An 11,256-nucleotide genomic window follows, 5' to 3' on the forward strand; every position below is an offset into this window, starting at 1 on the left:
TAGAGACTGCAAGGAGCATGGAGCGGCTTGCCATACAAGAGGGCAGAATCCGAGAAGCAGTGCATTACCAAGCGATGGCTCAGATTTACCAGCAGTTGCTTGACAACTATTCGTTGTCAAACAGTTATGACAAACCCTAGGATTGCAGGCACACAGCGGTTCAATACCATGACTATCGCCAATAACAGTGACGATAATAGCCTTACAATGGACAAAACCCGAACAGCATTAAATGATGCATTGAAGATATTTGGCGAGTTTTCAAGGCTTTCGGCATGGCGTCAGCTGGAAACAGAATTTCGGATAAGTCCGACTGGTACGAAGCCGCTGTCCAATTCAGAAATTGAATTTGCGCTAAAGCAGATGTTTGGCGACGGGTCTGCGACAGTAATGAAGGCATACCAGCAAGAGCTTGCCAGAGTTTGACAGCGTAATGGGCTATGTAGTCCAGCAGCGATCCTTTCCGTTGGATAGCCGATCTGTAGCATAAAGTACTACGAGGTTTTAACTCAATGCTTTAGCTCGGTCCGCCTTGAAACTAATCTGCTGATTCGACGTTCACTCTGCGAGCGAACAATTCTGCCATTTCAATATCAAATTCGGTTTGATGCAATATGGTTCGGAGGTCATCTTTCTCCTCAAGTGCAGAGAGCATACGTGATAAATGATGTACAGCTCGCTCTCGATGTAAAAGTACCCCATCGTCGTGGGATTTCGAAATTGCCACGGTATCAACATTGGGCAGATGACAAAATAAAAAGCTGAAGCGAAGTGCAGTAAGGGCCAAGGCCTGCTCTGCTGTGGCATTTGCTTGTGGTAATATCCTGCGTTTAAATTGCACATGAAGCCAACCAATTTGGCCTACATGCGGGTGTCAGAATAATTGGTGCACATCTTGCTGGTTGACGACGAACCGGACATCACCTTTGTCCTCAAAAGGGGCCTGACCTTGGCAGGATTTAGCGTGGATACGTTCAATGATCCGGTACTAGCACTAGATAAATTCAAAGCAAGCGTCTACGAGCTCTTGGTGTTTGATGTCAAGATGCCGCAAATGGACGGCTTCACGCTATATGAGAAGATACGCCAAATTGACGACAAGGCAAAGGTGTGCTTTATGACCGCATTTGATGTAGAATATGACAAGATATTCAGAAGCAAGTTCCCTCACCTTAGCGCCAAGTGCTTTATGAGAAAGCCGATTTCCATTAAAGAAATGGTACGGATTGCAAGGTCGGAGCTGAATCTGGATTGAAAGCGATAGCTCGATAGCCTTACATTTCTAATGCCGATTGGTTTTTTCAGTTTTGCCATCTATTTGCAAACTAAGGAAAGGTAGGTCTGGACCCTCATTGCTGCAATCCGGGTCAGATGTTTGAGCATCCTTCGCTCTGCCAAGCAAAGCAAAGAACCTGGCTCAAAGTCAGTCGAAAGCCAAGCCAATGCATAACATCATACCAACAGGTTTAACTCGCAGGCGCCAATCATTAACGTACACCAATTTCGGGGCTAGGCTGCATCTGGCGGCATGTTAATGTCCGAGGCTTCGCTTATTCAAAAGCTGGTTCCCCTAGTCCTTCTCAACATTGGTGATACTGAATAGCAAACGCCGCAGTCGGTGTTAAGAAACGGTGACGCCCGAAGGTATATCCCTGATTCCTGCATCTTCGAACTGTCCAAGTCAGAACGCCAAAGTGGACGCGAATCAAGGACAGAATATCAGCCCCCAGTGCCTTGTATTAACTGACGCCAAATAACATTGGGCAAACGCTATGCCCGGGTTCTAGTAATAAAACAGTTTAACTATATATTGACTGAACAGTGTATTCGAGAGAGGTCTAATGGTCCGACTTATTGACCCTCACATCCACATGTATTCTCGGACTACCGACGATTATGAGGCGATGTCCAAGGCAGGAATAGAAGTTGTGGTTGAACCATCCTTCTGGCTCGGAAGTCCCCGGCGATTCGTCGGCACATTCGAGGATTATTGGGAGCACCTTATCTCTTTTGAGACAAAGCGGGCGAAGGATTTTGGGATCGAACACTTTGTCTGCATCTCCGTCAACCCAAAGGAAGCCACGGCCAGGCCGCTTGCAATTGACGCCATTGAAGCCATGAAAAAATACCTCGACCGCGAGCGCGTCGTTGCGGTAGGCGAGCTAGGTTACAATCTGATAAACGACCTTGAAGAAGAGGTATTTGTAAAACAGATGGACATTGCGGCCGACAGCGACATACTGATGACGGTCCACCTGCCGCATCAGAACAAGCCCGAAGGCATGAAGCGGATCGAGCGGATACTTAAATCAAAGAAGGGTAGGCGCTATGACAAGAGCAAGATTCTCATCGACCATAACGTTGAGGAGACAATCGAAAAGACACTCGAGCTTGGACTGTGGGCAGGCTTATCAGTCTATCCAGTAACAAAACTTTCGCCCGATCGTGCTATGAAAATCGTCAAAAAATACGGCACTGAACGGATAATGATACATAGCGCGGCCGACTGGGGTCCTTCAGACCCGCTCAGCGTTGCACTCGTTGCCAGAGAAATGCGAAAGGCGAACTTTGACCGCGAGGACATCGAGCGCGTGACGTTCCAAAATGCATACGACTTTTACAGGCAGTCAAAGAAATTTACCTGGAGACCCTGACCGGAGACGGCTGACCTGCGCCTTGCGTTTAGCACAAACGCCTTCAAGAAATTTGCACTCGCCGACGCGATAAATTTTATCGCGGACATTGGATACTCCGGCATCGAGCTCCTTTGCGACGTCCCGCATGGATACCCGCCCGCTTTTGGCCAAGAATCGCTCGTCTCGACAAGGAAGTTGCTGACGGACCGGAGACTGGAAATCTCAAACCTCAACGCCTTTACAATGTATGCTGTCGGGGACGTTTACAATCCCTCGTGGATTGACCCTAGCAGTGACAAGCGCGCCCAGCGCCTGAAGCATACTGTTGACTGCATCAGACTTGCTGAAATGCTCGGGGCAAGAAACATTTCCACCGAGCCCGGAGGAGAGTTCAAGGAAGGGATGAACCGAAGCGCCCTTGAGCGGGAATTTACAAAGGGCATAATGGAGGCTTCAAGGGCCGCAGAGAAATCCCATGTAGAAATTCTGATAGAACCAGAGCCAGGCCTTTTGATTGAAAACTCGAGCCAATTCCTCAAAATCATCAGGGACATGCCCAGCAATGTGCGCCTTAATTTTGACATCGGCCACTTTTTCTGCGTCAGGGAAGACCCCGCCAAACTGGTTTCCCTGCTGGCCGACTATATTTCCCACTTTCACCTTGAGGACATCGCATCTTCGCGAGTTCATGCCCACTTGATCCCGGGGCATGGGGCCATTGATTTTGGCTCGATATTTAGAGCAATGAAAGAAATTGGCTACCGCGGATTTGTGACCGTGGAACTCTATCCGTACCAGGACTCCCCGTCTCAAGCCGCCGCCGAGGCTTTTGCTTACATCAACCAAGTTGCATCATGAACACGCAACAAAAGCTGAAACAGTACGCGCTTCTCGTGCGCTTGCCTAACATTTTTACTTCAATCACAAACGTACTCGTCGGATACTTTTCAGTTGTAGGAGTCACTGATTCTGTCGCATCGCAAATAGGACTGCTGTGTGGGTCCTCTGCGTTGCTTTATGCCTCAGGCATTGTCTTCAACGACTACTTTGATTTGAAGGTGGATCTTCTTGAAAGGCCTTCGAGACCGCTGCCCAGCGGCACGATATCTGCCAGAAATGCGTTGGTTCTAGGAATTGGCACCATGATTACCGCGAATGTACTTGCATTTCTAGCAAGTCCGACGAGTCTAGTTTTTTCCCTGGTACTGAGCGGAATAATTTTGGCTTATGACAAAAAGGCAAAGTGGACCGTTCTCGGACCCTTTACGATGGGTCTGGCGCGGTTTTCCAATGTCTTTTTGGGCGCAAGCGCCGCTATCGGCGCTCGCCTATCACAACCAGCATCTGCGAGCGACGCCTACCTTACCACTTTGTTTCCGGCGACGGCGGTGTTTTGTTACGTGTATTCGATAACTCTTCTGAGCCGCCATGAAGCCGAAGCACCCATAGATCGTCCCAATTCGATTTCGACTAGCAAGGTGCAAAGGATCGCCTTTCTGATTATTGGCATGGACGTAGCGGCCATGGGAGTTTTTTTTGCTGCGATTGGAAAGCCGCTCGCGCTTTTCATAACCGGGATTCTGGCCTTTATCGTATGGTATGCATGGCACGCCAGCAGAAAGCAGCCGCCTGGAGAGGCGCCGAGAGGCAGGGGCATTCAGCAGGCAATTAAGGCACTGGTGTTGTCGATAATCGTGATCGACTCGGCATTCATTGCGGCGTACGCCGGAATCTTTTACGGCCTGGCGGCCCTCCTGTTACTTCCGGCACCCATTGCCCTTTCAAAGAAACTTTATGTCACCTAAAGGCATTTAATGCAAGCAATTCACTGAAAAGATGATTCGCAATTGGCAAAGAAGCACACTATAGTCTTGGACATCGTCGGGCTCGAATACAAGGACATTGTCGACGGCAAGCTTCCAAACATTGCCCAACTCGCTGAGCATGGCCAAATTGCGCGCATGGAGCCGGTGTTCCCCGCCGTCACCTGCACCGTGCAGGCCAGCATACTGTCAGGAAAACTGCCAAGCCAGCACGGAATAATTTCAAACGGGCTTTACGATCGCGATACATACACCGTGTCTTTTTGGGAACAGGCTAGCAAGCTCGTACAGTCGCCTAGGATCTGGGACGTGGCAAAGAGCAGGGATCCCTCCTTTAAGACTGCCGTGCTATTTTGGCAAAACTCGATGTACGCGCAGTCCGACGTAGTGGTCACCCCGCGTCCGCTTCACACCGACGACGGCATGATACTGTGGTGCTATTCAAAGCCGCTCGGGTATTACGACGGCGAACTGAAACAGAGGTTGGGCGAATTTAACCTCGCTCAGTACTGGGGCCCTCTCGCATCAGCGCAGGTAAGCGACTGGATTTGCAGCTCAGTGGGATACACACTCGAGAGGTTCCGTCCCGACCTGACGCTCGCCTATATCCCGCATGTGGACTATTCCGCGCAGCGCTTTGGAAAGGACAGCACCCAAGTTCAAGCGGACCTCAAGAAGGCAGACGACATTGTGGGAAGAATCGTTGAAAAGACGGCCGGTCTTGGGATTAAAGACGATGCCGAGTTTGTGGTGTTTTCCGAGTACTCGTTCAATAACGTCCGGGGAGAGGCAGTCCCTCTCAACCTGCTGCTGAGAGATGCCGGCCTGGCGGTCACGCGCACTATAGCAGGCAAGGAATACCTGGATTTTGAGCTGAGCACCGCCTTTGCAATGGTAGATCACCAAATTGCCCATATCTATGTCAAGGGAGGCGAAGAGGGAAGAGTCAGAAAAATCCTTGAGGATGCGGACGGCGTTGAGACCGTGCTCCAATCGGCTGAGGAAAAATCCGCTGCAGGTATAAACCACTCTCGCAGCGGCGAGCTGATAGCCATCTCTGAAGTCGACCGATGGTTTTCGTACTACTGGTGGCACGAGCCAGAAAAGGCACCAGGGTTCTCAAGGCGGGTCGATATTCACCGAAAACCGGGATACGATCCTGTCGAGCTGTTCTTTGACCCAAAGAGCAAGAGCATTCCACTTGATACGACCCTGGTCAAAGGCTCGCATGGAAGAAAGGCAAATGTGGAAACCGGTGAAGGGCTCTCCGCATTTGTGTCGAGCAGAAAATCTGGCAGCGGCGACAAGATTGTAAAGTGTACTGATGTGGCCGGCGCCATCCTTGGATAAACAGATAGTGGAAGCAATGGGCGTAAAATATGCAGTTACGCTTGCTTCCTTTAAGGACCTTGAGCCGATTGAAAAGACTCTGGCGCGAATATCTCCTATTGGGTTTGACGCCGTCGAGGTTTACGGTGAACCAGACCTGCTCAACGCAGGCAAACTGAGAGGAGAGCTCGGAAAGTTCCAGACAGATGTCTGCGGCATTACGGGAGTATGGGGTGCGAGCGCCCGTTCTGGAAATGACCGTCTGCTGTTAACGTCGGACAACGCTAAACTAAAGTCTGCGGAAAAATACGTCCGGGATTGCGTCAAACTATGCGCGGAACTCGGCGGCAGGCACATGAACGTCTGCCTTTTTGCCGACACAGAACTATCCGTATACGAGAAAACGCACCTCTTCGTTGCGCCCGAGACAAAGCTCCGGATTTACAAACATGCCTTGCCCACGCTCAAAGGACTCGCCACCTTCGCCCATGAGTATGGCGTAAGCCTGTTCCTGGAACCGCTAAACAGGTATAGTACCCCTTTTTGCAGTTCTGCCCAAGACGCGCTGGCCGTTTCCGACATGCTCGGCGTTGAAAGTTTCGGAGTAATGCTCGACACCTTTCACATGAATATTGAAGAAGACTCGTTTGACAGGGCGATCCGCCTTTCAGGCAAAAGGCTCAGACATGTGCACCTTGCCGACAACAACCGCAAGATGCCCGGCTTTGCGCACATTGACTTCTCGACAATAATTAGAGCCCTTGACGGAATCAATTACTCTGGCTACATGACGTTCGAGCCGACTATTGCCAGCGCCGATGGCTACGAGGACTCGCTCAAAAAAGGACTTCAGTTTATCCAGTCATTAAGCAAACAGTCATCGCTATCTTAGGAAAATTAGGTCCGCAACTCCTGCTCGGATTTTCCTCTTGACCGGTTCCGAGTCTCGCGCTGTGGTTAAAGTTTTGGGCGTTGTGGCTGACCGCCTGGCCTACGAATTCAGGGTCTCAACCACGTCCAAGACAAGCGCATGATCCTTGAGGCCGATATTTGGGTCGCATTTTACAAAATTTGGAAGCTCGCCCAAGTCCATGTCATCGACAACGCACCAGCGAAAATCCGGGCTTTCGGTACGGCTTGTGTTCGCCTCCGCTGACAGCCAATCAAGGATCTCCTGGGCCCTCCTCCCATGAGAAGCCAGCGAACGAGCATCTGCAACTGATAATGAAATTGAAACTTTCCTGATTCCGTTCCAGGCAAATATCTCCTGAAGCTGTTCCAGGGTGTACTCGTTCTGCCATGATGATGTAATCACAATACTGCACCCCGTCTTTTCGATTATCTCGTTGAGCCCCCTGACACATTCTTTGTTGAGAGGGTCAGAGTTGTAGAGCCCGCTGCAGCTTGACAAGCCGAGAAACAACACGCCGTCGATATCGAGAAAGAGGACTTTATTCAAGGGTTGGCGTTTTGGATGCGGCAGCCTGCTTTCTTGTGATGGACCAGTCTTGAGAGAGCCTTTGGCCATTATTATCACCTGCGAAAAGCAAGAGTCAAGAGTTTGTTATGCGACATGGATCTGGTCTAGGATAGCTCGCGGACAGGTATTAAAGCAGTTGTACGCCGTACGTTCGGTTAAAGACAATAGTCCATTCTAAGTGGGATGATTGCGGCCTGCACTGTGTATCCCTTCTGTGGCGTCCTGTGGACAAAAATTGGCTCGCGTTATCTTTGGGCGATTACAATCCCCGCAAGTGCCGCCCGATGCAAATCGCTTTAACAAGTGGGCTTTCGAGAACGTAAGACTGCGAGACGGTTGATACGGAATTTTGCTCCTGTGGATGTTCCAGCAAAATGAGAATGGAGATCGCCACGGACTATCCAATCATTAAATACGTTCTGGCGCGGCTTGTATACGTACGGACTTGAGCGTGCCGTTATGCGTCGCTGATTGTTGCAGTATAATGAATGAAAACGGGCTGGCAAAATACTTATGGTGACAAGGGGCTCCTCACGAGGTGATGCAAGGTCTTACGAGTTTCGTGCATACGTGATATTTTCCTCGCTTCTGCTCTTGAGCGTCCTGGCAGTTAAGCAGGACGTTCTGGTCCAGTTAGAGTCAAGGCTAGCGGCGCACATGATTGTCGAGCATGCAATTTTCTTTCTTATAGGTGCACTATCGGTTCTGTCAGCCGAGACAATAATGAAGCTCTTGACGCTGAGAAGCGCGAACACTCCGGGTCGGGGTCTGGGACCGGCGCGATTGCAGCCCCTTGACGTTTGGCGTTCTATGCTGCGGTTGCTTTATGGCCATATCCCCGGTGTAGTGTGGATAGCTGCTGCAGTCGCATTGATGGCTTTCTGGCACCTGCAATACTTTTTTGTGCTTGCCGTTCTTCATCCGCAGATTCATGCGCTTCAACATCTTTCCTTCATAGCTGTTGGAGCCGCCGGTTTTATCGCGACCAGAAATATTGGCGATTCGTTCAGGATTGCTCTCTTGCTTCTTGTAATTGGAATGATGGGATTTGCAGGCCTGCTTTTCTCTGTACTGGATAAGCCGGTTTATCCCGTCTATACAGTATCCGATCACAACGATGCCGGCAGATACATGGTACTTGTTTCGACGGTTCTGTTGGTTGTTGGATTACCACTTTATCTCGTAAAGAGGTCTATGGCTTATGTCAGGGCAGTGCACGGCAAGCGTACTGAAGGGTCATAGCCGCATGATGCCTTGTCAATCGCGGTGACCCTGTACTTTCGGATGTATGTCGGGTAGACCGGACTCAACTGTAAATTAGTGGGGCTTGTGTGACTTTTCTAATCGCTCTGCATCTTCAAACAATGAATCCCGCATCTTTTTCACCGTTTCTCTCAGTTCAGTGTATTCTAATTGGAGCATATTGAGCTCTTGTTGATATTTCTCGTTTTTGGATTTCAGATTCTCGTTTTCTTTTTTGAGGGATTCATAGTCTAAGATTTTGCTCAAATCTTGCTCGTACCGCTTTTTCCATTCATGTATGATTCTTGGTAAATGGGTAGATTCGGGCGGAAGAAAGGTGCTAGGGTTCCTGATAATTTCAACCACTTCGCTTGGCACGTCTCTAAAAGACTCAAAAGATATTCCATAATATTTCACCAGCGGGACAATGAATATCAACATTTCAAGGACTAGCTGCAGCGCAAGATTTTTTCTCTCCTCCGGAGAGTGCTTTCCCGCGAAAAATATGGCAATATTCCTAATGAGACCCATAAGTCCAACGTAGGCTATCAGGTCTTGTCCTCTGAGCTTGAGATTGGATAAATCGAATTGAAGAGCATCCATTATGCTGGCTAGTTCGTCTACGCTTTCCTTGAGTTCAACTTCTCGTTCTTCGAGATTTGACATTAGCGTACTTGTTTACGGCCCTGAATATGTCTGCAGGTGAACCATTTTTTTCGGCCAGTTCGTGAAGCTGCTTTATTTCTACTTCGCTAAATTGATACTTTTGCTTCAGGTCTTTTAGGAATTGCAAATCTTTCTCTTCTTGTATGAATGCCTTTCTTTTTTCCTTTAGCGCGTTTATTTCGTTTTGCTCGGACACCTTTAGCGAGTGTAATTCAGCTAGAAGCACTGAAAAGCCACCAACCTCCTCCGCAAGTTTGAGAGCTCCTGCAGCGCCAAACCCTCCGAAGCTTCTGCCTAGTCGCATAAAGTCTTGTTCAGAAAAGCCATTTTGCTGAAAAAACGAGATAATTTTAAATGCGCTTTACATGCTCTGCTCCTTTTTCGCTGCTTCCTGCAGGCGTTTATTGGTCTCATCTAGCTGTTCATTCGCAGTTCTCTTTTTTGACTCGGCTATTTTGACTGATTCTTCCTGCTCTCGTCGGTAATTGGCTAGGTCTCCTGTAGCCATTAAGTCCTTAGCGCCGACTTTCTCTAGATGTTTTACTATTTGACCAATCTGCTCAGTAGTAATGCTCATATTTTCAAGGCGCTTAATATGGTCGTACGTAGTTACCATATCGTCAAGTGAAAAATCGCCATTGATCAGCTCTGCCATCATTCTCATTGAATCTGAGTTTTTCGCATGGTTGCGTAACGTCTCAGCGTGCTCTGCAAACTCAAGTATGTCTATACCAGAGGCTCTTAGTCTCTCCTCCAGTTCAACCGCTCTAGCGACCTTCTTTGCATCAAGACCTGACTTTATCATCCGATGAAACAGCGGCCCATAGTCATTTGGATTGTCATAGTCATAGCTTGAAGAATCATCGCGGGGTCCTAACGAGGGTTCAGCTTTTGATTTCTTTGGTCCAGAATAATGGTCCATCGTTCCCGGATTCATGGAAGGAAGCATCCTGTGTCTAGCTGCACGGGACGGAACCAATTCCTTGAACCGTCTGAGCAGAACCTTGGCCCTTTCCGTCTGTTGGCGTGTATGTCTGGCTTGATCTGCGAAACTGCCAAGTTCCCTCAGTATACTGGTCAGCTCGTCAGGACTCTCAGAATTCATATTCCACCCCACGCATGGCAAAGGGGATTTAAAAGCATTGAATGAACAAAGAACTCATCACAAGCCAAGCAGTGGTTAACAGATCGATTTCAGGCTGGAACAGCTAGGCGGACGAGGGCTTTACGGAGTACTCCTCGTTGCCAACTTTTGCGTTGCAGAGTTCACCTCTTAATTGGACGTTAAGACTCATGTTGAAGGGGTTCCGTTAAAGCAATTCCCAGCATTTTAGACGCCCTTAACGCTGGTTTAATTTTTGAATTAGTGCCAATTCATCCTGCCTAACGCTGCTTCAGCTTATGGTAGTAGAAGCCTGACGACAGGCTATCTTCAGGCTATGTAAGGCCGTTCTATAGCGTCTGTTTAGGCTTGCAGCGAGCGTGACAGAAGGGCCTTGTTTCAAAGCTATTTCAAACTTATTTCAACACTATTTCAAAGTTAGTTCAAGACTAATTCAAGCTTGTTTCAAACCTGATTCAGCTGGGCGAACCTATCTGCGTGGTATTTGGATACAGGGGCTATACTAGAAAATAACCGTTCAAGAAATTAGGATTCGCTTAACACTGCTAGGGACCGTTTCATGCAAAGTAACAATCTAGCAAACGATTCTAATTCTTTGATATTGCCATCCATACTCTTTCCGAAATAACTTTTTTTACACTAATCTTAGTTCGTGGATGGTAATTGGATCGGCTTTGGATGCCTTCGGAATCTGTCAGCTAAGTACCAAAGAACTGAATACGGCATAAAGCAGTTGATATGTCACACGATCTACGAATCTGAAAGGATTGGGTTCAAGCTGAAGCTATGTTCTATAACAGCTTTGCAAGCTGGTTAATAACTAAACAATAGTCTAACGCTTGTCGATTCTGAGCATGTCTGATAACAACAAGCAGGAGCTAAGACGTTTTCCAACTTGGAATCTTGAAGAGCATATCAAGTATCAGGACACGGCTACGCGAGAAAGACTAAAGCAGA

The 11,256-nt window shown here is 48.5% G+C and carries 12 protein-coding genes; 8 read left to right on the plus strand and 4 right to left on the minus strand.

The features are described from left to right. Positions 1 to 126: 126 nt before the first annotated feature. The 7 genes from ABI361_02740 (at position 127) to ABI361_02770 (ending at position 6,680) form a co-directional block, all read left to right on the plus strand. Positions 127 to 426 carry a hypothetical protein gene (locus ABI361_02740; protein MEO9319569.1) on the plus strand — a complete coding sequence of 100 codons (300 nt, stop codon included), beginning with the start codon at positions 127 to 129 and terminating at the stop codon, positions 424 to 426. Positions 427 to 886: 460 nt separating this feature from the next. Next, positions 887 to 1,255 (plus strand): response regulator, encoded by a 369-nt coding sequence (locus ABI361_02745; GenBank protein ID MEO9319570.1) that lies wholly within the window; start codon positions 887 to 889, stop codon positions 1,253 to 1,255. 586 nt (positions 1,256 to 1,841) lie between these two features. Beyond that, positions 1,842 to 2,654 (plus strand): TatD family hydrolase, encoded by an 813-nt coding sequence (locus ABI361_02750; protein MEO9319571.1) that lies wholly within the window; start codon positions 1,842 to 1,844, stop codon positions 2,652 to 2,654. A gap of 69 nt (positions 2,655 to 2,723) precedes the next feature. Further along, a complete protein-coding gene (locus ABI361_02755; protein MEO9319572.1) occupies positions 2,724 to 3,494 on the plus strand; it encodes a sugar phosphate isomerase/epimerase family protein in 771 nt (256 codons plus the stop codon). Beyond that, positions 3,491 to 4,441, plus strand: coding sequence for a UbiA family prenyltransferase (locus ABI361_02760; GenBank protein ID MEO9319573.1), 951 nt, complete (start codon positions 3,491 to 3,493; stop codon positions 4,439 to 4,441). The genes ABI361_02755 and ABI361_02760 overlap by 4 nt, the downstream gene beginning before the upstream one ends. A gap of 42 nt (positions 4,442 to 4,483) precedes the next feature. Further along, positions 4,484 to 5,809 (plus strand): nucleotide pyrophosphatase/phosphodiesterase family protein, encoded by a 1,326-nt coding sequence (locus ABI361_02765; GenBank protein ID MEO9319574.1) that lies wholly within the window; start codon positions 4,484 to 4,486, stop codon positions 5,807 to 5,809. Further along, entirely contained in the window at positions 5,802 to 6,680 is an 879-nt protein-coding gene (locus tag ABI361_02770) for a sugar phosphate isomerase/epimerase (GenBank protein ID MEO9319575.1), read from the plus strand. Before ABI361_02765 ends, ABI361_02770 begins: the two co-directional genes overlap by 8 nt. Positions 6,681 to 6,779: 99 nt before the next feature. On the opposite strand, the gene ABI361_02775 is transcribed toward ABI361_02770, so the two are convergent. Further along, positions 6,780 to 7,316: an HAD domain-containing protein gene (locus tag ABI361_02775; protein MEO9319576.1), complete on the minus strand. Its 537-nt coding sequence runs from the start codon at positions 7,314 to 7,316 to the stop codon at positions 6,780 to 6,782. A gap of 465 nt (positions 7,317 to 7,781) precedes the next feature. On the opposite strand from ABI361_02775, the gene ABI361_02780 reads away from it, so the two are divergent. Beyond that, complete coding sequence (locus tag ABI361_02780) at positions 7,782 to 8,510, plus strand: hypothetical protein (GenBank protein MEO9319577.1); 729 nt, start codon at positions 7,782 to 7,784, stop codon at positions 8,508 to 8,510. 75 nt (positions 8,511 to 8,585) lie between these two features. Here the strand turns inward: ABI361_02780 and ABI361_02785 are convergent, their stop codons facing one another. Genes ABI361_02785 through ABI361_02795 form a run of 3 tightly spaced genes read right to left on the minus strand, consistent with a single transcriptional unit; the run spans position 8,586 to position 10,281 of the window. Further along, a complete protein-coding gene (locus tag ABI361_02785; GenBank protein ID MEO9319578.1) occupies positions 8,586 to 9,176 on the minus strand; it encodes a hypothetical protein in 591 nt (196 codons plus the stop codon). Next, on the minus strand, positions 9,148 to 9,480 hold the full coding sequence (locus tag ABI361_02790) for a hypothetical protein (GenBank protein ID MEO9319579.1): 333 nt from the start codon (positions 9,478 to 9,480) through the stop codon (positions 9,148 to 9,150). Before ABI361_02790 ends, ABI361_02785 begins: the two co-directional genes overlap by 29 nt. A gap of 57 nt (positions 9,481 to 9,537) precedes the next feature. Continuing rightward, on the minus strand, positions 9,538 to 10,281 hold the full coding sequence (locus ABI361_02795; GenBank protein MEO9319580.1) for a hypothetical protein: 744 nt from the start codon (positions 10,279 to 10,281) through the stop codon (positions 9,538 to 9,540). Positions 10,282 to 11,256 lie beyond the last annotated feature (975 nt).

The sequence above is a fragment of the Nitrososphaera sp. genome (assembly GCA_039938515.1).
Lineage (GTDB): Archaea > Thermoproteota > Nitrososphaeria > Nitrososphaerales > Nitrososphaeraceae > Nitrososphaera.

Coding starts and splice junctions, on each gene's coding strand:
- ABI361_02775 (MEO9319576.1), bottom strand. CDS start 7,316: ATGGCCAAAGGCTCTCTCAAGACTGGTCCATCACAAGAAAGCAGGCTG.
- ABI361_02750 (MEO9319571.1), top strand. CDS start 1,842: ATGGTCCGACTTATTGACCCTCACATCCACATGTATTCTCGGACTACC.
- ABI361_02760 (MEO9319573.1), top strand. CDS start 3,491: ATGAACACGCAACAAAAGCTGAAACAGTACGCGCTTCTCGTGCGCTTG.
- ABI361_02780 (MEO9319577.1), top strand. CDS start 7,782: ATGGTGACAAGGGGCTCCTCACGAGGTGATGCAAGGTCTTACGAGTTT.
- ABI361_02785 (MEO9319578.1), bottom strand. CDS start 9,176: ATGTCAAATCTCGAAGAACGAGAAGTTGAACTCAAGGAAAGCGTAGAC.
- ABI361_02790 (MEO9319579.1), bottom strand. CDS start 9,480: ATGCGACTAGGCAGAAGCTTCGGAGGGTTTGGCGCTGCAGGAGCTCTC.
- ABI361_02740 (MEO9319569.1), top strand. CDS start 127: ATGACAAACCCTAGGATTGCAGGCACACAGCGGTTCAATACCATGACT.
- ABI361_02795 (MEO9319580.1), bottom strand. CDS start 10,281: ATGAATTCTGAGAGTCCTGACGAGCTGACCAGTATACTGAGGGAACTT.